The organism is Pseudoduganella lurida, from assembly GCF_007830455.1.
Lineage (GTDB): Bacteria > Pseudomonadota > Gammaproteobacteria > Burkholderiales > Burkholderiaceae_D > Rugamonas > Rugamonas lurida.
Window position 1 is genome coordinate 206,699 of sequence record NZ_VLLB01000007.1, and the last position, 20,680, is coordinate 227,378.

The following is a 20,680-nucleotide window of genomic DNA, read 5'->3' on the forward strand; positions in this document are numbered from 1 at the left end:
CGGCGATGGATATGGTGTTCACAGCGTTCACCGTGCTGCTGTTTGCCGCCGTGATCTTCATGGTGGAAGGGGCCTGGCTGTGGTGGAGCACATCGCATGGGCGCGGTGCGCGCCGCATCGCGCGCCGGCTCGACCTGATGGCCGGCCGCGACGAGCGGGGCGAGCGCATCAGCATCCTGAAGCAGCGCCGCTATGCCGTGTCGCCGCTGCTGGAAGGCTGGCTGCGCGCCGTGCCGCAGCTGGCGGTGCTGGACCGGCTGCTGCTGCAGTCCGGCGTGCGCTGGCAGGTGGCGCGCTTCCTGGGCTGCTCCGTGCTGCTGCTGGCCGCTGCCGTGTGCGTGCTGCTGGCGATGCCGGTGCCGCTGCCGGCGGCCTGCCTGCTGCTCGCGGCCGCCGCCGGGGCACCCTACTGGCTGCTGCTGCGGGCGCGCGGTGCACGGCTCAAGAAGATCGAGGCGCAGTTGCCCGAGGCGGCCGATTTCCTGGCCCGTGCGCTGCGCGCCGGCCACTCGTTCGCCAACGTGCTGCGCATGGTGGGCGACGAGATCGCCGATCCGATCGGTGGTGAATTCAAGGCCACCTACGAGGAGGTCAACTACGGCGTGCCGATGAACGAGGCGCTGCACAACCTGGCCGCGCGCATTCCGCTGACGGACCTGCGCTACTTCGTGCTGGCCGTGCTGATCCAGCGCGAATCGGGCGGCAACCTGGCCGAGCTGCTGGGCAACATCAGCCGCCTGACGCGGGCCCGGCTGAAGCTGCAGGGGCAGATCCGCGTGCTGTCGGCGGAAGGGCGCATGTCGGCCTGGATCCTGGGCCTGCTGCCGCTGGTGATGCTGGCGTTCATGAGCGTGGTCAATCACAAATACGTGAGCATGCTGTGGACCACGCCGTCCGGCATCCGGATGCTGTGGTGCGCCGCCGGCGCGATGCTGCTGGGGATGCTGTGGATGCGCCAGGTGGTGAGGATCCGCGTATGAACGCCGCCCAGCTGGTCTTCCTGTGCGTGGTGTTCCTGGTGGTGGCCACGGTGGTGCTGGCGGGGATGGCGATCTTCTCGCCGATGCCGCTGCGTGAACGGCTGCGCGCGTTCCGCAGCGGCGCTGAAGGGAGTGGCGCGACCGGCAGTGCGGCCGGCAGTGTGGTCGGCAGTGCGGCCAGTGAGGCGGCGGGGGAGGGACAATGGATCGAGCGGGTGGCGCGTGCCGCCCGGCCGCTCACCCGCTTGTCGCTGCCGGAGGAAGGGTGGGAACGCTCGCCGCTGCGCACGAAGTTCATCAATGCCGGCTGGCGCCATCCGTCCGCGCCCACGCTGTATTTCGCCGCCAAGACCGTGCTGTCGCTGGGCCTGCCCGCCGTGCTGGCGGTGCTGGTGGCCAGCGCCAGCGGCGGTATCGGCAACGGCTTCCTGATGCTGCTGTTCACGGCCGCGGCCCTCGGCTACTACCTGCCGAACGGCGTGCTGTCGCGTACCGCGCAGCGGCGCCAGCGCGAGATCTTCGAGAACATTCCCGATGCGCTGGACCTGCTGACGGTGTGCGTGGAAGCGGGCCTGTCGATGGAGCGGGCGCTGACCAAGGTGGCGGCCGAGATCGACGTGAAGAGCCGCGTGCTGGCGCAGGAGCTGCAGCTGGTGCTGATGGAGATGCGCGCCGGGTTCACGAAGGAGAAGGCGCTGCGCAACTTCGCGCTGAGGAGCGGCGTGGACGATGTCGACACGCTGGTGGCGATGCTGATCCAGGCCGAGCGCTTCGGCACCAGCATGGGCGACTCGCTGCGCGTGCATGCCGACAACCTGCGGCACAAGCGCACGCTGCTGGCGGAGGAGGCGGCCGCGAAGATCGGCCTGAAGCTGCTGTTCCCGCTGATCTTCTGCATGTTCCCCACGCTGATGCTGGTGCTCGTCGGGCCGGCCGCGCTGCAGATGATCCAGGTGGTGCTGCCGGCGATGTCCGGCCAGCGCTGAATACGGAGAACGATATGCGCACGACACGCAAACTGATGGCCGCCGCCTGCACCGGAGCACTGCTGCTGGCCTGCGGCACGCCGCCGGCGTCACGGATTCCGGATGGCGCCGGCACCGCCTTCCTCGGTGCGGACGCCTACTACACGCTGGGCCGCGTGGAGCACGGCGCCGGCCGGCTGGTGCAGGCCCGCCAGGCCTGGCAGCTGGCACTGCAGGTGGACCCGCGGCACCGCGCCGCGCGCAACGGCCTGGCCGTGCTGCGGGCCGGGCAGGGCGACTACGCTGGCGCCATCGCGCTGTGGCGCACGCTTGTGGCGGAAAGCGCGGACGCGGCACCGGGCGAGCGCGCCTTCCTGCTCGGGAACCTGGGCTATGCGTTGTACCTGCAGGGCGGGTACGATGAGGCGGTAACCCTGCTGGAACAGGCCTGCGTGCTCGATCCGCTGCAGCCGCAGACGTGGGAACAGCTGGCCGCGGTGCTGGCGGCCGCCGGCGACACGGCGCGGGCGCTGCGCATGACGAAGCAGGCGCGCACGCTGCGCACCCATGACATCCGGCGCGATTACGGACTGGCCGGGGCCACCGCATCCATGCCGCCAGGCGCCGGGACGGCAGAAGGGGTGGCAGGAAGCGTTGCAGGAAGCGTGGCAGAAAGCGCGCGCGACGTGACGCCGTGGCCGGCCGGCATGGCCCGCACCGAACTGCGGCAGGCCGGGGCCGTGGTCGAGGTGCACCGCATCGCGGCGCCGGAAGCACTGGCCGCACCGCCTTCTTCCGGCCCACGGCCGGTGGCCACCACCCCTGCGCTGCACCTCGAAATCAGCAACGGCAACGGCGTACGCGGCATGGCGGCTGCGTGGGCGCGCCGGCTGCAGGACCAGGCGTGGCAATCGGTGCGGATCACGAACGCCCGGCCCTATACGGTGCCCGTCACGCGCATCGAGTACCGCGGCACGGCGGATATCGCATCGGTGGCACGGGCACTGGCCGGTCGCCTGGGTCTGGCGACACCGCTTCCAATGGCCGGAAGCACCACGACGGCGGACCTGCGCATCGTGCTCGGACGGGACCAGCGCGCGCGGGTGGCGCGGGCCGCCGTTCATGTACCGGCAGGCGGCCGGGCGGTGCCCTGACACGCGTGCTCCGCTGCCAGCGCCGTTCCGCTAAGGTGTCGGAAACATGACGGCGAGGACGACAGGTGCGGCACGAACGAAGGGCAGATTTTCCGCTGGAGAGGGTCCGGCAATTCCTGGAACCGGGGCCGGTGGTGCTGGTCAGCTCGCAGTGGCGCGGCGAACGCGACATCATGACGATGGGCTGGCACATGGTGGTGGACTTCGCGCCGTCGCTGCTGGCATGCGTGATCGCATCCGGCAACCACACCCACGAACTGGTCAGGCGCAGCCGCGAATGCGTGATCAACCTGCCGACCTTCGCACTGATCGACACGGTGGTCGGCATCGGCAACACGAGCGGTGCCGACATCGACAAGTTCGACCACTTCGGCCTGACGGCGCAGGAAGGTACGCTGGTGAAGGCGCCGCTGATCGCCGAATGCCACGCCAGCTTCGAATGCCGGCTGCATGACGATGCGCTGGTGGCGCGCTACGGCCTGTTCGTGTGGGAGGTGGTGAAGGCGCACGTGGCCCCGTCGCCGAAGGTGCCGCAGACCATCCACTACCGCGGCGACGGGCAGTTCATGGTCTCCGGCCGGCAGGTCAGCCGCCGGAGCGCATTCAGGCCGGAGATGCTGCCCTAGGGAACCGCTGATTTATTCATGGCGGCGATCCTAGCCCTGAGAAAACGCGCCCAGCTGCGCCACAAATTCCCCGCCATACCCCGGTATGACGGGGAATTTGCGTCTTGCTGAACACGTTTTTCAGGACTAATCTCATCCACCAGCAATAAATCAGCGCTTCCCTAGCGTTTCAATCCTCGAGCAGGGCGGCGATCGCTTCGCCCATCTGCGTGGTCGAGGCAGCGCCCCCCATGTCCGGCGTGTGCGGGCCGTCCTTCAGCACCGTCTCGACCGCCGCCATCAGCGCATCGTGCGCCGACTGGAAGGCCGCGTCGCCGTTGCCCAGGAATTCCAGCATCATCGCGCCGCTCCAGATCATGGCCACCGGGTTGGCGATGTTGCGACCGTAGATGTCCGGCGCCGAGCCGTGCACCGGCTCGAACAGCGACGGGAAGGCGCGCTCCGGATTCAGGTTGGCCGAGGGCGCGATGCCGATGGTGCCCGTGCAGGCCGGGCCCAGGTCGGACAGGATGTCGCCGAACAGGTTCGAGGCCACGACGACATCGAAGCGTTCGGGGCTCAGCACGAAGCGGGCGCACAGGATGTCGATGTGGTACTTGTCCCACTTCACTTCGGGGTAGAAGGGGGCCATCGCCACGACGCGCTCGTCCCAGTACGGCATGCTGATCGAGATGCCGTTCGACTTGGTGGCGGAGGTCAGGTGCTTCTTCGGCCGCGACTGCGCCAGCTCGAACGCGTATTTCAGGATGCGGTCGGTGCCGTGGCGGGTGAACACGGATTCCTGCATGACCGTCTCGCGTTCCGTGCCTTCGAAGAGGCGGCCGCCCACGGACGAATACTCGCCCTCCGTGTTCTCGCGCACCACGTAGAAGTCGATGTCGCCCGGCTGCTTGTTCGCCAGCGGGCAGGGCACGCCCGGCATCAGGCGCACGGGGCGCAGGTTGACGTACTGGTCGAACTGCCGGCGGAACTGCAGCAGCGAGCCCCACAGCGACACGTGGTCCGGCACCGTGTCCGGCCAGCCCACCGCGCCGAAGTAGATCGCGTCGAAGTCCTTCAGCTGCGCGTACCAGTCGTCCGGCATCATCTTGCCGTGCTCGGCGTAGTAATCGCAGTTTGCCCATGCGAAGGTGGTGAATTCCAGGGGCAGATCGAACCTGCCGGCGGCGGCACGCAGCGCGCGCAGGCCCTCCGGCATCACTTCCTTGCCGATGCCGTCGCCGGCGATCACGGCGATGCGTTTGATGTTGGCTGCGGTGCTCATGCTCGTCTCCTTCGATGTGATGGACACAGCATAGCGCGGATACAAGGTGGATATAATCTGGAGAATCGTTACTTCATCATGCACGAATCGTGAACAATCCTCCCCAGCTGGACGACCTTGCGCTGTTTGCCGCCGTCGTCCGCCACAAAAGCTTTGCGGCCACGGCGCGCGCGCTGGGCGTGTCGAACGCTTTTGTCAGCAAGCGCATCGCCGTGCTGGAGGATGCGATGGGCGTGCGGCTGCTGCACCGGACCACGCGCACGGTCGCCGTCACGGAACAGGGCCAGGTGGTGCACGGCTGGGCGCTGCGCATCCTGGAGGACGTCGAGCAGATGGGCGAGGCGGTATCGACGGAGAAGATGGCGCCGGCCGGCCTCTTGCGCATCTGCACCAGCTCCGGCTTCGGCCGCAACCGCGTGGCGCCGGCCCTGTCCGCGCTGGCGCAGCGCTATCCGGCGCTGGAGATCCAGCTGGAACTGCTGGACCGCTCGGTGGACCTGATCGGCGAGGATTTTCATCTGGACGTGCGGGTCGGCCAGGCGCATGAGCCGCACCTGATCTCGCGGCGCATCGCCATCAACGCGCGGGTGCTGTGCGCGGCGCCGGCCTACCTGGAAAAGCACGGCACGCCAGGCACCCTGGCCGAACTGGCGGGGCACTATTGCATCGTCATCCGCGAACGGCACGAGGATTTCGGCCGCTGGGTGCTACAGGGGCTGGATGGCGAAGAGAGCGTGAAAGTGGGCGGGCCGCTGTCGGCCACCAATGGCGAAGTCGTCCACCAGTGGGCGCTGGACGGCCACGGCATCATCCTGCGCTCGCTGTGGGACGTGGCTCCGGCGTTGTCGCGCGGCGACCTGGTGCGCGTGCTGCCCGCCTACGAGCAGCCCGCCGACGTGTGGGCCATCTACCCGTCGCGCCTCTCGGCTTCGGCCAAGCTGCGGGTGTGCGTCGAATTCCTGGAAGCGTTCCTGAAGGCGCCCGCCCAGTACAGCCGAGCCCGTGTCCTGGTGCCAGGCACCAGGACACGGGCTCGGCTGTAGTCAGCTCAGGCTTCTTCGACTTCGTCGACCTTCGCGGCGCGCATCCACTGCACCAGCGGCAGCGCGGCCTTGAAGCCGTCGACGATCATCGGCAGCAGCGCGTCCGGGTCGTTCAGGTCCAGGTCCACGTCGGTCCACACGAAGAAGCTTTTCAGCTTGATGAACTCGATGTGCTCGTGGTCCGGATCGAAGCCCTTCGGCGGGCGCTGCAGCTTGCCCTCGTCCTGGATGGTGCCGTAGGTGGCTTTCAGCCCCTTGTTGTTGAGCGCCTTGCGGAAGCCCGCCGCGTCTTCCACCATGTGGCGGCGCAGCGCGCGCAGCCGGTGCGGTGGCGGCATGTATTCGCCGGCGCCGAACTGCACCTGGCCCTTGCCGTTCAGTTGAAAATAGAACGTGGGACCGCCGGACTGGCTGGGGCGGCGCAGGTCGCTCGGTGCCAGCGCGGCCGAGAAATGCGTCTTGTACGGGCTCTTGTCGTGGGCGAAGCGCACGTCGCGGTTGATGCGGAAGATCGCCTTCTTCGGATTGCAGAACTTCACTTCCTTGTCGAACTTGCCCGTCTCGGCGATCACCTGGGTGACGAGTTCGACGAATTCCTCGCGCAGGATGTCGTAGCGCGGCTTGTTCATCACGAACCACGGACGGTTGTTGTTGTCGGCCAGCTCGCGCAGGTAGCCGGTCAGGTCACGGATATGCATGGAATCTCTTGATTACTTTTTCTGTGGCGGGCGCTTGCCCACCGTGATGGCGAGGTCGGTCTCGCGGTTCTTGCGCAGCACGCGCATCGTGGCTTTCCCGCCCGGCTGCAGCTGGGCGATCAGGTTCAGCATCTCGTTGGTGTCGCGCACCGGCTTGCCTTCCACGGACAGCAGGATGTCGCCCGGCTTCATGCCGGCCTTGTCCGCCGGGCCGTTGCGCACGATGCCGGCAATGATGGCGCCGCTGTCGCGCTTCAGGCCGAAGCTCTGCGCCAGTTCCGGCGTGATCTCCTGCGACTCCACCCCGATCCAGCCGCGCACCACGTGGCCGTTCCGGATGATCGACTCCATCACCATCTTCGCCGTGCTGACCGGGATCGCGAAGCCGATGCCCACCGAGCCGCCGGTCTGCGAATAGATCGCCGAATTGATGCCGAGGAGGTTGCCGCTGGTGTCGATCAGCGCGCCGCCCGAGTTGCCGAAGTTGATCGCCGCATCCGTCTGGATGAAGTTCTCGAAATGGTTGATGTGCAGGTTGTTGCGGCCCAGCGCGGAGATGATGCCCATGGTGACCGTCTGGCCCACGCCGAACGGGTTGCCGATGGCCAGCACCACGTCGCCCACGCGGGCCTGGTCGGCATTGCCCAGCACGATGGCGGGCAGCTGCGTCAGGCTGATCTTGATGACGGCCAGGTCCGTCTCCGGATCGGTGCCCACCAGCTTGGCGGACGCCTTGCGGCCATCGGCCAGCACGACCTCGATCTCGTCGGCCGCTTCCACCACGTGGTAGTTGGTGAGGATGTAGCCATCCGGGCTGACGATCACGCCGGAGCCGAGGCTGTTCTGGTCGTCGTCCTCGTCGTCCTCGCCATCACCTTCGCCGCCCCGGTCACCGAAGAAGCGCTTGAAATAAGGATCGCGCAGCAGCGGGTGCTGGGTCTTGACCGCTTTCGAGGTAAGGATATTGACGACGGCCGGCATGGCCCGTCCCGCCGCGGAGCGGAACGAGTTGGCGGTGGGTGCCGGCGCCGCCACCAGCGCGGTGGCCGGCTGGCTGGGCGTGCCCAGCTGCTGCACGGTGCCGGGCCGGGACGTGGCGGCATCGCGCGGCCACTCGGGCCGCATCGCGGAATAGACGAAATACAGTGCCAGGACGATGGTCACCGCTTGCGCAAACAATAACCAGAGTCGTCGCATGGAGCTTTGTTAGAGGTTTATTTTTTCAGGGCGTCGCGGATCTCGCGCAGCAGCACGATGTCTTCCGGCGGCGGCGCCGGTTCGGACGGCTTGGCCGGATGTTCCACTTCTTCCAGGCGCTTGCGCGCGGCATGCACCAGCCGCACCATCTGGAAGATCACGAACGCCAGGATGAGGAAGTTTAACAGGATGGTGAGGAAGTTCCCGTAGGCGAGCACCGCGCCGAGCTTCTTGGCCTCGGCCAGCGACAGGTGCGGGTCCTGGTGGTTCAGCGGCACGTAGTAGTTGGCGAAATCGAGCCCGCCGATCAGCTTGCCGATGGGCGGCATGATGATGTCCTGCACCAGCGAATCGACGATCTTGCTGAATGCGGCGCCGATGATCACGCCCACCGCCAGGTCGATGACGTTGCCGCGCATCGCGAACTGTTTAAATTCCTGCAATATGGCCATGACTTCCTCCCGAATAGTTGGTACTGCCGGGATCATAACGGGTTTTCATTGCTGCGCTCAAACACTGCCGTACGAGGCGGCGCAGGGCGGATGGCGGCCGATTTACCCTGCACCGCAGCATCGGAACTCTTTTTACTTGTGCAACGTTTCGCTTTAATAAGCCGAAGGGTTCACTTATAATTTTGTGTTGCCAGATGGTCTGTTGTCCCATATCAAATAAACGATTTCTATAAGATTGGGGTGTGTATGAGCATTGAGAAGCTTGTCGATCCCAGCCGGCGAGGTCTGCTAGCGGCAACATGCGCAGCGGGCGGCGTGGTTGGATTGAGTACCGCAGGTGTCCTGGTCAGTACCTTTCAACCTTCCGAGCGTGCCAAGGCGGCCGGCGCCCCCGTCGAAGTCGACATCGCCACCCTGCAGCCCGGCGAGATGCGCACCGTCGAGTGGCGCGGCAAACCCGTCTGGATCCTGCGCCGCACGCCGGAGATGCTGTCCTCGCTGAAACAGACCGACAAGGAAGTCGCCGATCCGGACTCGAAACGCAATCCGGACGAATTCACTCCCGAGTACTGCATCAACGAGCACCGCTCGCGCAAGCCCGAACTGCTGGTCGCCATCGGCATCTGCACCCACCTGGGCTGTTCTCCTTCCACCAAGTTCGCCCCCGGCCCGCAGCCTTCGCTGCCGGACAACTGGGAAGGCGGCTTCCTGTGCCCGTGCCACGGTTCCACGTTCGACCTGGCCGGCCGCGTCTTCAAGAACAAGCCGGCACCCGACAACCTCGTGGTGCCCCGGCATATGTACCTGAGCGATACCCGCATCCTGATCGGCAAAGACGAAAAAGGCGAGGCTTAACGATGGGCGCATTCAAGGAGACGAAACTGCCGGCGGATGCGCCGGCAGCACAAAAAGCGCTGGGGTGGGTCGATGACCGCTTCCCCCTGTCGAAACTGTGGAACGACCAGTGGGGCCGCTACTATGCCCCGAAGAACTTCAATTTCTGGTACATCTTCGGCTCGCTGGCCATGTTCGTGCTGGTGTTGCAGATCGTCACCGGCATCTTCCTGACGATGCACTACAAGCCGGACGCCAACCTGGCGTTCGCCTCCGTCGAATACATCATGCGCGAAGTGCCGTGGGGCTGGCTGGTGCGCTACATGCACTCGACCGGCGCCTCGGCGTTCTTCATCATCGTCTACCTGCACATGACGCGCGGGCTGCTGTACGGCTCGTACCGCAAGCCGCGGGAGCTGATCTGGCTGTTCGGCTTCGCCATCTTCCTGTGCCTGATGGCCGAGGCGTTCTTCGGCTACCTGCTGCCGTGGGGCCAGATGTCGTACTGGGGCGCGCAGGTGATCGTCAACCTGTTCGGCGCCATTCCGCTGATCGGGCCGGACCTGTCGCTGTGGATCCGCGGCGACTACGTCGTCTCCGATGCGACCCTGAACCGCTTCTTCGCGTTCCACGTGATCGCCATCCCGCTGGTGCTGCTGGGCCTGGTGGCGGCGCACCTGATCGCGCTGCACGAAGTGGGTTCGTCGAACCCGGACGGCATCGAGGTGAAGGAGAACCTGGGCCCGGACGGCCACCCGGTCGATTCGATCCCTTCGCACCCTTACTACACGGTGCATGACCTGTTCGGCGTCTCCGTGTTCCTGTTCATCTTCTCGGCGGTGGTGTTCTTTGCGCCGGAAATGGGCGGCTATTTCCTGGAATACAACAACTTCCTGCCGGGCGACTCGCTGAAGACGCCGCTGCACATCGCGCCGACCTGGTACTTCACGCCGTTCTACTCGGTGCTGCGCGCAACGACCGCGGACTTCATGTGGGTGCTGATGGTGGCCGTCGCCGCCTACGTGTCGTTCCTGTGGCTGAAGTCGAAGCTGGCGTTCCGCACCAAGGCCGTCATTGCCGTGATCGCCATCGTGGCCATCGTCGGCATGCTGCCGCAGGTGCTGGACGCGAAGTTCTGGGGCGTGGTGTTCTTCGGCAGCTCCGTCGTGATCCTGGCCTTCCTGCCGTGGCTGGACCACTCGCCGGTGAAATCGATCCGCTATCGTCCGGACTGGCACAAGTACCTGTACGCGCTGCTGGCGGTCACCTTCGTCACGCTGGGCTACCTGGGCACGCAGCCGCCGTCCGTGATCGGCACGATCGTGTCGCAGGTGGCCACGCTGTACTACTTCGCGTTCTTCCTGCTGATGCCGTGGTGGAGCGAGATGGGCACCTTCAAGAAGGTCCCGGACCGCGTCGTCTATGCCGCGCATTGAGTCAGCCACCGAGCCACGAGGACACGAATGAAAACTTTCCGTACCAAGTTCTTCGCCCTGCTGGCCCTGGTGCCGGCGCTGGCCTTCGGCAGCGAGGGCGGCTTCCCGCTGGAACGCGCCCCGGACCGCTCGCACGACATGGCGGCGCTGCAGAATGGCGCCCGCCTGTTTGTCAACTATTGCCTGAACTGCCACAACGCCTCGTCGATGCGCTACAACCGGCTGCGCGACCTGGGCCTGTCCGAGGACCAGATCAAGCAGAACCTGCTGTTCACCGGCGAGAAAGTGGGCGAGATGATGACCACCGCCATGCCGGCCAAGGATGCCAAGGCCTGGTTCGGCGTGGTGCCGCCGGATCTCTCCGTGATCGCCCGCGCCAAGGCCGGCCCGGGCGGCACGGGCGGCGACTATCTGTACACCTACCTGCGCACCTTCTACCAGGACGACACCCGCCCGACCGGCTTCAATAACCTGGTGATCCCGAACGTGGCGATGCCGCACGTGCTGTGGCCGCTGCAGGGCATCCAGGCGGCCAAGTTCGTCGAGGAGAAGGATCCGCACGATGCCAGCAAGACGATCCACAAGTTCGCCGGCTTCCAGCAGGTCTCGCCCGGCGCGATGAACAAGCTGGAATTCGACACCGCCGTGGCCGACATCGTGGGCTACATGGAGTGGATGGCGGAACCGGCCCAGCAGACCCGCAAGCGGCTCGGCGTGTGGGTCCTGCTGTTCCTGGGCGTGTTTGCCTTCCTTGCCTGGCGCCTGAATGCTTCGTACTGGAAAGAAATCAAATAAATTTGATTTTTACCGGCCGATTTTGTTAAGGTCGCATTCTTTGCACCGCGCCGGCCCCGCCGGCCGCGCCCAACCGGGGTGAACCGTTCGCGGCTTCGCCCCCTTTGTTTTTTCTTGAAGGAACTACCATATGATGGTTCTCTACTCGGGCACCACCTGCCCATTCTCCCAGCGCTGCCGCCTGGTCCTGTTCGAAAAAGGCATGGATTTCGAAGTGCGCGATGTTGACCTGTTCAACAAGCCGGAAGACATCTCGACGATGAACCCGTACGGCCAGGTGCCGATCCTCGTCGAACGGGAACTGATCCTGTACGAATCGAACATCATCAACGAATACATCGACGAGCGCTTCCCGCACCCGCAGCTGATGCCGGCCGATCCGCTGATGCGCGCCCGTGCCCGCCTGATGCTGTTCAACTTCGAGAAAGAGCTGTTCGTCCACGTGCACACGCTGGAAAGCGAACGCAACAAGACGAACGACAAGAGCCACGACAAGGCCCGCGCCGAAATCCGCGACCGCCTGACGACGCTCGCGCCGCTGTTCCTGAAGAACAAGTACATGCTGGGCGACGAGTTCTCGATGCTGGACGTGGCGGTGGCCCCGCTGCTGTGGCGCCTGGATCACTACGGCATCGAGCTGTCGAAGACGGCCGCGCCCCTGATGAAGTACGCGGAACGCATCTTCTCCCGCCCGGCCTACATCGAAGCGCTGACCCCATCCGAGAAAGTGATGCGCCGCTGATCGGCGGATTCACGTAAGCTCATGCAGTTCCCGCGCGTCTGCAACCCTTGTTGCGGGCGCGCCAGCCTTCCAAGAAGAGTCATGTCAGAAATTTCAACCAAGCCCTACATGCTGCGCGCCATCTACGAGTGGTGCACGGACAGCGGTTACACGCCATATCTCGCCGTCAAGGTCGATGCCGCCACGACCGTGCCGATGGAGTTCGTGAAGAAGGGCGAGATCGTCCTGAACATCAGCTTCGGCGCCACCTCCGGCCTGAAGATGGACAACGACAGCATCCGCTTCCATGCCCGCTTCGGGGGCGTGTCGCGCGAGATCTTCGTGCCCGTGAATAACGTGATGGCGATCTACGCGAACGAGAACGGGCAGGGCATGGCCTTCGAACCGGTGCTGGGCGAGCCGGGTGCCGGCACGTCGTCGCCGCCTTCGCCTGTATCGGAAGAGCCGGCCGCGCCGATCCTGTCGTCCGTGCCATCCCCTTCCGCGCCCACGCTCGCCGCCGCGCCAGCACCGGCCCGCAGTGACGACAGCAACGGTCCCGACGATGGCGGCGACGGCCCGAAGAAGGGCGGCCGCCCCACCCTGACTCGTATCAAGTAGGCAAATCGCGTATAATCGCGCCGTTGTCCAGATCACGCCGGCTTAGCTCATTTGGTAGAGCAGTTGATTTGTAATCATCAGGTGGCCAGTTCGAAACCGGCAGCCGGCACCAGAATTCAATGCCTTACGTGCGCTGTACGTAAGGCATTTGTTTTTGCAACGCGCCAAATGCGTTCATGTGCGACTTCGCAGCCCTCTTCAGGTAACATCAGGAAACAGCGTGGACAACGATCTGATACCGATCCTTACTGCAGCTTCCTACCGTGGCCTCTCAGTGCAGGCCCAATTGGCGTCTGCTGGAGCACAGCCGGTATTTGTCGGCAGACTCGAGTGGCCAGGAACTGCGGAGATCATCGATGTCGTAATCAAACTCTACGAAGCTGGAACTTGTGGGGTCGCTAACGAGTCGATCGGCTATGTAGCGAATGCCGGACGGGGAATAGCGCAGCCCGCACGCGCCGCAATCTTATTATTGACAAGCCAGGAGCTAGCTGGCCTCGATATCGACTTGACGAACTATATTGATGCGAGTGGATATATTGTTTGCTGGGTGACGTCGTTTGAACAGGGCGCACATCCGTTCAAGTTCGTGCGCCGGCTGGCGACATTCTCGGAACGCCAGTCCAGGGCATTTTTCGGGAGTACGTTCTGCATTCGCCTCGCTGCCGTGGATTATGTCACTGGCAACAGCGACAGGAACGATGGCAATGTGCTCTACGTGGATGACCTGCATTATCTGGCTATCGATCAGGGATGTACCGGAGGTGGGCCTTATTGGCATTTGCATTGGCCAGATAAACTCGCGCCAAACTGCTTGTTGGAATTAGCGCGCGAAATGTTGACGTCGTCGCGTGCAGCCGACTTCATCACGCATGCGGTAATCGAGCATGCCGGATCGAATGCGGATTGGCTGAAGACCCTGGCCTATCTGGCGCAGTTTCTTCCCGGCCTGCTGGATGAGGAGGCGGTACACGCGATTCTTGATTACATGAGCACGCGTGCCGATGGAAATGCGTTTGCCGAAAGCTGTGGACGATTAATGTGATGAATGTTGTCGAGTTACTGAAGCGTGCCAATGCGGTTGCTGGACCTGCGCATATTGGACGGTGGGCAACCTTGCTGTTCCGCCCGGATCTGGGCAGCCAGCAGGACTTCGTCATTGGTGTTGCCGCATCCGTAGAAGGCGATCCTGAGTTGCATTTGCAGTGGTTGCCATCGCTGGCCAAGCTGTCGAAGCTGTATGGCGATGCAATCACGGCGGAAGATGTACGCGATTTGCTGTCAGGTATCGAGCGCGCACTCGTTCGTAGTTATCGTATTTCCCTGAAGGAACTGGTGACAGGTTCCCCGCACGTCCGGATCGTCGACAATGGCTATTTCTCGGCCCATCACGTCGATGCCGAGTTGCACCAGCTGCTGCGTCGGCATGCCGGGGCCCTATGGAGCGAATCGGGTCCACGCGACGAACAGACGAACGACGACTGGGCCTATTCCCTTATGTCTAAAGCCCTTGAGGGAATCGAGAAGCGCATTTTCCTTCCGGGCCGCATGCTCCCCATCGGCGGTCGCATGCTCGAAATCGGGCTGGATAACGGCACCAGTTACGGCAGCATCCTGTCGGCCCGGTATGCCCATTTCGCGACGGTCGAACGGCATATTTTTACGGCCAATCTCGCCGTCATGACTGCCCACAATCTTGCTCAACGGCGTGAACCTCCAGCCTTGTTCGTCGTGCTCCCTCACGCTGCTACGCCGCAGGAGGCGCTGATTCGCCGGCGCAGCAGTGAGCTACTGGGCCATATCGAGGCTTCAGGTACCCGACAGTTTTGCGAAGCTGATCCTGCCGCCCTGGCGGAAAGGATACGGAGCTGGGCGGCCACCTGAATCGTAAACGGGCGAGCTGGGCTAGCGAAGTGCCAGCACTAACGACTGCAGACGGTCGCCGTCGGGTCCAGTAGCTGATCAGTGCCCGACCGGAATCGGATTCTCCTTCAGCGCCTGGTTGAACGCGTTCACGAAACCATGTTCGCCGGAACCCGGATTGTCCCGCAGCGACTGCACCGCCTCGACATACACCTCATCCTTGCCCGCCGCCAGGCCTGCCATCGTGGCGGCCACGAAGTCCGGCAGTGGCATGGCGCGCGCGTCGCCGCTCTTGTAGACCAGGTCGGTGTCGACCCACGGCGGCGAGATTTCCACCACGCGCACGCCGCTGCCCTGCAGCATGAAGCGCTGCGACAGGGCATACGAGTGCATGGCGGCCTTGGTGGCCGAATAGACGGCGGTGCTGGCCAGTGGCACGAAGGCCAGCACGGAGGAGTTGTGGATCACCAACGCATCCTTCTGCGTCTTCAGGTGCGGCAGCAGCGCGGACGTCATGCGCACCGGGCCCAGCAGGTTGGTCGTGACGGTGGCCAGCGCCGTTGCGTCGTCGATCGCGCCGGCGGCATCGTCGAACGGCATGATGCCGGCGTTATTGAACAGCACGTTCAAGGTCGGGAAGTCCTTCACCAGCTGCGCGGCCACGGCCTTGATCTGCGCGGGATCCTGGATATCGAGTTCCACGCCCGCCATGCCGGGATTGGCCTTCGTCACCTCGTCGAGCAGGGCCTTGCGGCGGCCGCTGATGATGACCTGGTTGCCCAGGCGGTGGAACGCTTCCGCGATACCGCGGCCGATGCCCGAGGTGCCGCCCGTGATGAAGATCGTGTTTCCGCTGGTGTTCATGATGTTTCCTTTCGGTTCGGTGAGTGGATGAAGGCCATTCTGAACCGCCGAGCGATGTCTGTTGTGACAGGAATAACGCAATTCAGGACATGATTTGTACGGGCAGAAATGCAAAAGCTGTCCTAAAATGCGGCTTATCGATTTAATTGGACGTCATCATGAGCAAGCGCATCGGCCTCGTCATCTACCCCGGGTTCCAGGTGCTGGACACGGCCGTCCTGAGCGTGTTCGAGTTCGCCAATACGCTGCTGGAGCAGCCGCTGTACGAGCTGGCCACGCTGTCGGCGACGGGCGGTCCGGTCAGGAGTTCCAGCAGCGTGGCGGTGGACAGCCAGCCCCTCGGCTGGGGCGGCTACGACACCCTGCTGGTCGGCGGCGCCATCGGCATTCCCGCGCCGCAGCCGGAGCTGGAATCGACGTTGCGGAACAATGCCGGGGCCACGCGTCGCATCGCCAGCATCTGCACGGGCGCCTTCATCCTGGCCCGCACGGGACTGATGGATGGCAAGCGCGCCACCACGCACTGGGCGTTCGGGCGCCGCCTGCAGGAACAGCATCCGGCGCTGGTGGCCGACGAGGACAAGATCTTTGTCCGCGAAGGCAATATCTGGTCATCGGCCGGCGTCACGGCCTGCATCGACATGGCGCTGGCCATGGTCGAGGAAGACCTGGGCATCGATATCGCCCGCAAGGTGGCGCGTGCGATGGTCGTCTATCACCGCCGCACTGGCGGCCAGTCGCAGTTCTCCGCCATCGCCGAAATCGAACCGAGTTCGGACCGCGTGAAGGAGGCGCTGCTGTACGCGCGCGACAATCTGCACAAGGAACTGAGCGTGGACGAACTGGCCGCGCGGGTGCACTGGAGCCCCCGTCACTTCAGCCGCGTGTTCCAGGCGCAGACGGGCATGGCGCCCGCCAAGGCGATCGAGAAGCTGCGCGTGGAGGCGGCGCAGGAGCTGATCGAGCAGGGCCACTCGTCGATCGGCCGCATCGCCGGCATGACGGGCTTCGGCGACGAGGAACGCATGCGCCGTGCCTTCCTGCGCGCCTTCGGCCAGCCGCCGAAGATGTTCGTGCACCAGGCAAGGCAGCGCAACGAGCACGTGTACTTGTCGTGAGCGGGCCGGCAGGGTGTCGGTTGGCGTAGGTTGGCGCAGGCAAGCGCAGATAAGCGCAGGTTAGAATGGTTGCCGATGACTTCCACCAGCACCTCCCCCTACCTCCGCTCTGCCACCTGGCAGGATCTCGAACGCCTGTCCCTCGCGCTGCTGTCGGCGGAATACGGCGCTAAATTCCGTCGCTGGGGCGGGGCCGGGCAGCGCAAGGATGGCATCGATGCGTGGGCGAAGCTGCCGGATGGCCGCATCGTCGCGGCACGCTTCGAGGGCCGCGAGGCGCGTTTCGGCCAGCCGCTGACGGATGCCGATATCGACAGCGCGCTGGCCGAGGTCGCGGCCTTTCCGCACCCGATCGATGAGCTGCTGATCCTGACCACGGCGTCGAACGATGCCGGCATGGTGTCGACAGCCCGGGCGCCTGCGAAAGAGGTAAAGGTCTGGGGCTGGCAGTCGATCGGCGCGCGCATCGACCGGCATCCGGCCATCCAGAAGAAATTCTTCGGCATCGGGGGCAAGCCACCGGTCGGTGCCAGGCTGGCGCTGGGTGTTGCGGCCGTGCTGATCGTCGCGGGCGGCGCCGGCTCGCTGTTCCTCAGCAAGAGCGCAATGGACAATTCGCAGCGCATCCAGCAGGATGCGCCGCAGACGATTGCCGCCATCGCCGCCAATGTGGCCGCCCTCGACAAGACCTACGAGGGCTGCCTCGCCGCCTTCGACCAACACGTATTCACGCCCGGCCCCGCGCTGAGCGCCAGCTGCCGCGATACGGCGACCCGGCAGCTGACGACGCTGACGAAACAGGTCGACAAGGCGCGCAACGGCCTGCCGCCGGACGTGCAGACGGAACTGTCGCGCATGATGGTGATCTTCAACGAGGACGTGCGCGAAGCGTCGGTGGTCACCTCGTCCACCTACGCGTTCGCCAAGGCGGTGGCGGAAGGAACGGACGAAGCCTGCGTGCCCGCCTCTTCTTCCGCCTTGGAAAAGGCCGGCGACGAAGCGATGACGGCGCAGCTGCGCTACTACTTCCTGCTGCGCGATTTCATCCGGCCGGAAATGGATGCCGCCCGCACCATCCTCGCGCTGCACGCGCGGGCCATCAAGGAACCGGTGCAGAACGAGATGGCGGCGGCCGCCCAGCGCATGGAGCAGGTGCTGGTCGAGCGCACGAAGTACGACCTGAAAAACGTGGCGCGGCCGTTCTCCCTGTCGGCGGAAAAGAAAACGGCCAGCCCCGGTGCGACGCCTGGCGACGATGCGGCGGAGGCAGCGCGCTGGCGCAACGTGCTTGCCAGCGCCTGCCGCACCGTGCCGGGCAAGCGCTGACTTCTTACTGCACCTCGAACGCCACGGCACCCGCCGCGAAATCGCCCCACAGCATCAGCCCGATGCCATTGCCCATCCAGTAGGCGCCGCTGGCCTGCTTCGGCGTCTCCGGCGCGACCGTGCCCGAGATGGTGCGCAGCGTGTAGACCTTTTTCGGATCGAGCCCGCGCAGCTGGATGCGCGGCTGCCGCTCCATCCGCGAGCTTGCATGCAGGAAGGCGAACAGCACGGCCTGGTTGGCGTCCGGCGACACGGACAGCGTGGCCGAGCGCGGCGAGTTCTTCTGCGGCGACACGAGCCGGTACAGGTTGCCCTGCTGGACCGTCAGGCGGATCGTCTTGTAGTCGGCAACGAGCTGCTTGGCTTTCTGGAAGTCTTCCGGCTTCCAGTGGTTCAGGTTGGCGCCGATGCCCAGGCCGCCCTGCATCGCCGACAGGAAGCGGTATTCCAGCGACGTCACGCGCTTGTTGAGGAAGTTCGGCGCATCCGTCACCCACGCCATCATCACGGCCGGCGTGTAGGCGCGTGTAAAACCGTCCTGGATCATCAGGCGGTCGAACGGGTCGGTATTGTCGGAGGTCCAGACCTGGTCCGTGAGGCGCATGATGCCCAGGTCCACGCGGCCGCCGCCGCTGGCGCAGGACTCGATTTCCACCTTCGGATGGCGGCGCCGCAGTTCGCCCAGCAGCTTGTACAGGTTGTCCACGTAGGCCACGTACAGGCGCTGCTGCTCGCCCGGTGCCACGCCCGGCCAGCCCGGCTCGGACCAGGCGCGGTTGTGGTCCCATTTGAGGAACGCGATGTTGTGGTCCTTGAGCAGCGTGTCGAGCATCTTCAGCAGGTACTCGTAGACATCCTTGCGTGCCAGGTTCAGCACGAGCTGGTTGCGCGCCTCGCTGCGGGGCCGGCCCGTGAAGTGGATGATCCAGTCGGGGTGGGCGCGGTACAGGTCGCTGTCCGGGTTGACCATCTCCGGTTCGACCCACAGGCCGAACTCCATGCCCAGGTCGTTCACGCGCCTGATCAGCGGCGCCAGCCCGTTCGGGAATTTCTTCCGGTTGACGACCCAGTCGCCCAGGCCGGCGCGGTCGTCGTTGCGGGCGCCGAACCAGCCGTCGTCCATCACGAAGCGTTCCACGCCGAGGCCGGCGGCCTTCTCGGCGATCTCGCCCTGCGTCTTTTCATCGACGGCAAAGTAGGTTGCTTCCCACGAGTTGTACAGCACCGGACGGACGCGGGGCGTTGGCGCGCCCGGCAGGATGCGCGTACGCTGGTAGCGGTGGAACACGCGCGAGGCGCCGCCAAAGCCTTCGTCCGAATAGCCGGAATGGAAGGCGGGCGAGGCGAGGCTCTCGCCGGCCTTCAGGCGGTACGAGAAGTCGAACGGGTTGTAGCCGGCCGTCGCCCGCACGTTGCCGGCGGCGTCCATGTCCACGTGGATGCGCCACGAGCCGCTCCAGGCCAGCGCGCCGAACCAGACGGGGCCGGCCTCTTCGTCGGTGCCGGCGCGGCTGATGGCGATCCATGGATTGGCCTGGTGCGAGGTAACGCCCTTGCGGCTTTCGATCACCGTCGAGCCGGGCGTGATGGCGCGCGTCTCCAGCGTGAATTCGCCGGACCATTTGCCGGTGAGGTACTGCAGCTGGTAATCGTCCTGGTAGGGCAGGTTGATGCTGGCCGCGGCCAGCTGGTCGACCTGGATCCAGCTGTTCGTGCGGTTCTCCACGGTCGCCGAGCGGGACAGGATGCCGGTGGCCTCGTCCATCGCATACGTGAGCGTCACGTGCACGGCGCGGCTGACATCCTTCAGGCGCACCACGATGCGGTCCTCGCCCGCCTGGTGGTCCACGTAGCGCAGCGCCAGGTCGCGCACGCCGTCCGGGAAGGTCACTTTCAGGGCCGGCTCCACCGTCAGGCCGCCGCCGAAGCCGGGGAACTCGAACGGCGTGACGACGGACTGCGTTTCGTTGCTGGAGTTTTCCCGGAACGCCGCGGCGCCCGGCAGCTTGTCGGCCGCCGCCAGGGCACTGCCCCAGTACAGGGTCTGCAGCTGGCCCTGCGGATTGAGGCCGAACGCATACGTCACCTTGCCACCATCGAGGCGGAACACCTTGCCCTGGTCATCCACGGTGGGGCGGGCTTTCGCGGCCCCGCCGAGGGCCATGCCGGCCAGGCCGCCCAGCAAGCCGATGCAGACGCTGCGGCGAGCGCCATTCACTTCGGTCATACAGTCTCCTTGTCGTTATTTTGATAGGAGAGTATATAAGCTTGCCGTAGCAAAATGTTATGACATTGCAGGTTTTTGCGGGCGACCCGGCGTGCGTCGCCGCGCGGCCCGCCCTGCTAAGATGAGCCATCGGACTGCTCACGCACCACTACATAAGGAACGTTCATGGCACTACAACACGCCTCTTCCGGCCAGGTCATCGCGCTGCAGCGCAGCGGTGAAGATGGTTCGCAATTCTCGTCCATCGCGCTGGCGAAGACGGACGATATCGAGCTGATCCGGCTGGTGCTGCCGGCCGGGAAATCGATGCCGGAGCACTGGGTGAAGGGACAGATCACGTTCCAGTGCCTGTCAGGCGAAATCGCCTTCGACGCGCATGGGCGCACGACCACGCTGCGCGGCGGCGAGATGCTGTACCTGGAAGGCGCCGCGCCGCACGGGCTGACGGCCGTCACCGATTCGGTCGCCCTGCTGACGATCGTCCTGAAAGACTGAA

21 protein-coding genes and 1 tRNA gene are annotated in these 20,680 nt (G+C 65.0%); 16 read left to right on the forward strand and 6 right to left on the reverse strand.

Annotated features, from left to right (window positions below; genetic code table 11):
• Positions 1 to 5 precede the first annotated feature (5 nt).
• From IP91_RS19495 to IP91_RS19510, 4 genes are all read left to right on the forward strand, one after another.
• Complete coding sequence (locus IP91_RS19495) at positions 6 to 980, forward strand: type II secretion system F family protein (RefSeq protein WP_145650861.1); 975 nt, start codon at positions 6 to 8, stop codon at positions 978 to 980.
• Complete coding sequence (locus tag IP91_RS19500) at positions 977 to 1,966, forward strand: type II secretion system F family protein (protein WP_145650870.1); 990 nt, start codon at positions 977 to 979, stop codon at positions 1,964 to 1,966. Before IP91_RS19495 ends, IP91_RS19500 begins: the two co-directional genes overlap by 4 nt.
• A 14-nt stretch (positions 1,967 to 1,980) precedes the next feature.
• Positions 1,981 to 3,099, forward strand: coding sequence for a LytR C-terminal domain-containing protein (locus IP91_RS19505; protein ID WP_145650877.1), 1,119 nt, complete (start codon positions 1,981 to 1,983; stop codon positions 3,097 to 3,099).
• Between the two features lie 65 nt (positions 3,100 to 3,164).
• Positions 3,165 to 3,725, forward strand: coding sequence for a flavin reductase family protein (locus IP91_RS19510; protein WP_145650879.1), 561 nt, complete (start codon positions 3,165 to 3,167; stop codon positions 3,723 to 3,725).
• 169 nt (positions 3,726 to 3,894) lie between these two features.
• On the opposite strand, the gene IP91_RS19515 is transcribed toward IP91_RS19510, so the two are convergent.
• Positions 3,895 to 4,989 (reverse strand): tartrate dehydrogenase, encoded by a 1,095-nt coding sequence (locus tag IP91_RS19515; RefSeq protein WP_145650881.1) that lies wholly within the window; start codon positions 4,987 to 4,989, stop codon positions 3,895 to 3,897.
• A gap of 89 nt (positions 4,990 to 5,078) precedes the next feature.
• On the opposite strand from IP91_RS19515, the gene IP91_RS19520 reads away from it, so the two are divergent.
• On the forward strand, positions 5,079 to 6,032 hold the full coding sequence (locus IP91_RS19520) for a LysR family transcriptional regulator (protein ID WP_145650883.1): 954 nt from the start codon (positions 5,079 to 5,081) through the stop codon (positions 6,030 to 6,032).
• A 5-nt stretch (positions 6,033 to 6,037) separates the two neighbouring features.
• Here IP91_RS19520 and IP91_RS19525 read toward each other — a convergent pair whose 3' ends face one another.
• From IP91_RS19525 to mscL, 3 genes are read right to left on the reverse strand one after another with little or no spacing between them, the layout of a single operon-like run.
• Positions 6,038 to 6,730 (reverse strand): DUF2461 domain-containing protein, encoded by a 693-nt coding sequence (locus tag IP91_RS19525; protein ID WP_145650886.1) that lies wholly within the window; start codon positions 6,728 to 6,730, stop codon positions 6,038 to 6,040.
• Positions 6,731 to 6,742: 12 nt separating this feature from the next.
• Positions 6,743 to 7,927 (reverse strand): Do family serine endopeptidase, encoded by a 1,185-nt coding sequence (locus tag IP91_RS19530; protein WP_145650892.1) that lies wholly within the window; start codon positions 7,925 to 7,927, stop codon positions 6,743 to 6,745.
• A 17-nt stretch (positions 7,928 to 7,944) separates the two neighbouring features.
• On the reverse strand, positions 7,945 to 8,379 hold the full coding sequence (gene mscL / locus IP91_RS19535) for a large conductance mechanosensitive channel protein MscL (RefSeq protein ID WP_145650894.1): 435 nt from the start codon (positions 8,377 to 8,379) through the stop codon (positions 7,945 to 7,947).
• A gap of 246 nt (positions 8,380 to 8,625) precedes the next feature.
• Between mscL and petA the strand changes: the two genes are divergently transcribed.
• From petA to IP91_RS19575, 8 genes are all read left to right on the forward strand, one after another.
• A complete protein-coding gene (gene petA / locus IP91_RS19540) occupies positions 8,626 to 9,234 on the forward strand; it encodes a ubiquinol-cytochrome c reductase iron-sulfur subunit (RefSeq protein WP_145650896.1) in 609 nt (202 codons plus the stop codon).
• A 2-nt stretch (positions 9,235 to 9,236) separates the two neighbouring features.
• On the forward strand, positions 9,237 to 10,649 hold the full coding sequence (locus IP91_RS19545; protein WP_145650907.1) for a cytochrome b: 1,413 nt from the start codon (positions 9,237 to 9,239) through the stop codon (positions 10,647 to 10,649).
• Between the two features lie 27 nt (positions 10,650 to 10,676).
• The gene (locus IP91_RS19550; RefSeq protein WP_145650911.1) at positions 10,677 to 11,444 is read left to right on the forward strand and encodes a cytochrome c1; all 768 of its coding nucleotides are present in this window, start codon (positions 10,677 to 10,679) and stop codon (positions 11,442 to 11,444) included.
• Positions 11,445 to 11,574: 130 nt separating this feature from the next.
• A complete protein-coding gene (locus IP91_RS19555) occupies positions 11,575 to 12,186 on the forward strand; it encodes a glutathione S-transferase N-terminal domain-containing protein (protein ID WP_090436157.1) in 612 nt (203 codons plus the stop codon).
• 81 nt (positions 12,187 to 12,267) lie between these two features.
• Positions 12,268 to 12,786, forward strand: a complete 519-nt coding sequence (locus IP91_RS19560) for a ClpXP protease specificity-enhancing factor (protein WP_145650920.1) — start codon at positions 12,268 to 12,270, stop codon at positions 12,784 to 12,786.
• A gap of 36 nt (positions 12,787 to 12,822) precedes the next feature.
• Positions 12,823 to 12,898 (forward strand) — tRNA-Thr (locus IP91_RS19565).
• Between the two features lie 108 nt (positions 12,899 to 13,006).
• Positions 13,007 to 13,831, forward strand: a complete 825-nt coding sequence (locus IP91_RS19570) for a hypothetical protein (RefSeq protein ID WP_145650928.1) — start codon at positions 13,007 to 13,009, stop codon at positions 13,829 to 13,831.
• Positions 13,831 to 14,670: a hypothetical protein gene (locus tag IP91_RS19575; RefSeq protein WP_145650936.1), complete on the forward strand. Its 840-nt coding sequence runs from the start codon at positions 13,831 to 13,833 to the stop codon at positions 14,668 to 14,670. The genes IP91_RS19570 and IP91_RS19575 overlap by 1 nt, the downstream gene beginning before the upstream one ends.
• 78 nt (positions 14,671 to 14,748) lie before the next feature.
• On the opposite strand, the gene IP91_RS19580 is transcribed toward IP91_RS19575, so the two are convergent.
• Positions 14,749 to 15,513 carry an SDR family oxidoreductase gene (locus tag IP91_RS19580; protein ID WP_145650944.1) on the reverse strand — a complete coding sequence of 255 codons (765 nt, stop codon included), beginning with the start codon at positions 15,511 to 15,513 and terminating at the stop codon, positions 14,749 to 14,751.
• Between the two features lie 158 nt (positions 15,514 to 15,671).
• Between IP91_RS19580 and IP91_RS19585 the strand changes: the two genes are divergently transcribed.
• Both IP91_RS19585 and IP91_RS19590 read left to right on the forward strand, forming a co-directional pair.
• Positions 15,672 to 16,631 carry a GlxA family transcriptional regulator gene (locus IP91_RS19585; protein ID WP_145650947.1) on the forward strand — a complete coding sequence of 320 codons (960 nt, stop codon included), beginning with the start codon at positions 15,672 to 15,674 and terminating at the stop codon, positions 16,629 to 16,631.
• 75 nt (positions 16,632 to 16,706) lie between these two features.
• The gene (locus tag IP91_RS19590) at positions 16,707 to 17,957 is read left to right on the forward strand and encodes a hypothetical protein (RefSeq protein ID WP_145650949.1); all 1,251 of its coding nucleotides are present in this window, start codon (positions 16,707 to 16,709) and stop codon (positions 17,955 to 17,957) included.
• A 4-nt stretch (positions 17,958 to 17,961) separates the two neighbouring features.
• Here IP91_RS19590 and IP91_RS19595 read toward each other — a convergent pair whose 3' ends face one another.
• A complete protein-coding gene (locus tag IP91_RS19595; protein ID WP_145650951.1) occupies positions 17,962 to 20,184 on the reverse strand; it encodes an alpha-galactosidase in 2,223 nt (740 codons plus the stop codon).
• 165 nt (positions 20,185 to 20,349) lie between these two features.
• Here IP91_RS19595 and IP91_RS19600 point away from each other — a divergent pair, with 165 nt between their 5' ends.
• On the forward strand, positions 20,350 to 20,679 hold the full coding sequence (locus IP91_RS19600) for a cupin domain-containing protein (protein WP_145650959.1): 330 nt from the start codon (positions 20,350 to 20,352) through the stop codon (positions 20,677 to 20,679).
• Position 20,680: the final 1 nt, after the last annotated feature.

Coding starts and splice junctions, on each gene's coding strand:
- IP91_RS19495 (WP_145650861.1), top strand. CDS start 6: ATGGATATGGTGTTCACAGCGTTCACCGTGCTGCTGTTTGCCGCCGTG.
- IP91_RS19500 (WP_145650870.1), top strand. CDS start 977: ATGAACGCCGCCCAGCTGGTCTTCCTGTGCGTGGTGTTCCTGGTGGTG.
- IP91_RS19505 (WP_145650877.1), top strand. CDS start 1,981: ATGCGCACGACACGCAAACTGATGGCCGCCGCCTGCACCGGAGCACTG.
- IP91_RS19515 (WP_145650881.1), bottom strand. CDS start 4,989: ATGAGCACCGCAGCCAACATCAAACGCATCGCCGTGATCGCCGGCGAC.
- IP91_RS19525 (WP_145650886.1), bottom strand. CDS start 6,730: ATGCATATCCGTGACCTGACCGGCTACCTGCGCGAGCTGGCCGACAAC.
- IP91_RS19530 (WP_145650892.1), bottom strand. CDS start 7,927: ATGCGACGACTCTGGTTATTGTTTGCGCAAGCGGTGACCATCGTCCTG.
- mscL (WP_145650894.1), bottom strand. CDS start 8,379: ATGGCCATATTGCAGGAATTTAAACAGTTCGCGATGCGCGGCAACGTC.
- petA (WP_145650896.1), top strand. CDS start 8,626: ATGAGCATTGAGAAGCTTGTCGATCCCAGCCGGCGAGGTCTGCTAGCG.
- IP91_RS19545 (WP_145650907.1), top strand. CDS start 9,237: ATGGGCGCATTCAAGGAGACGAAACTGCCGGCGGATGCGCCGGCAGCA.
- IP91_RS19550 (WP_145650911.1), top strand. CDS start 10,677: ATGAAAACTTTCCGTACCAAGTTCTTCGCCCTGCTGGCCCTGGTGCCG.
- IP91_RS19555 (WP_090436157.1), top strand. CDS start 11,575: ATGATGGTTCTCTACTCGGGCACCACCTGCCCATTCTCCCAGCGCTGC.
- IP91_RS19560 (WP_145650920.1), top strand. CDS start 12,268: ATGTCAGAAATTTCAACCAAGCCCTACATGCTGCGCGCCATCTACGAG.
- IP91_RS19575 (WP_145650936.1), top strand. CDS start 13,831: ATGAATGTTGTCGAGTTACTGAAGCGTGCCAATGCGGTTGCTGGACCT.
- IP91_RS19580 (WP_145650944.1), bottom strand. CDS start 15,513: ATGAACACCAGCGGAAACACGATCTTCATCACGGGCGGCACCTCGGGC.
- IP91_RS19585 (WP_145650947.1), top strand. CDS start 15,672: ATGAGCAAGCGCATCGGCCTCGTCATCTACCCCGGGTTCCAGGTGCTG.
- IP91_RS19590 (WP_145650949.1), top strand. CDS start 16,707: ATGACTTCCACCAGCACCTCCCCCTACCTCCGCTCTGCCACCTGGCAG.
- IP91_RS19595 (WP_145650951.1), bottom strand. CDS start 20,184: ATGACCGAAGTGAATGGCGCTCGCCGCAGCGTCTGCATCGGCTTGCTG.
- IP91_RS19600 (WP_145650959.1), top strand. CDS start 20,350: ATGGCACTACAACACGCCTCTTCCGGCCAGGTCATCGCGCTGCAGCGC.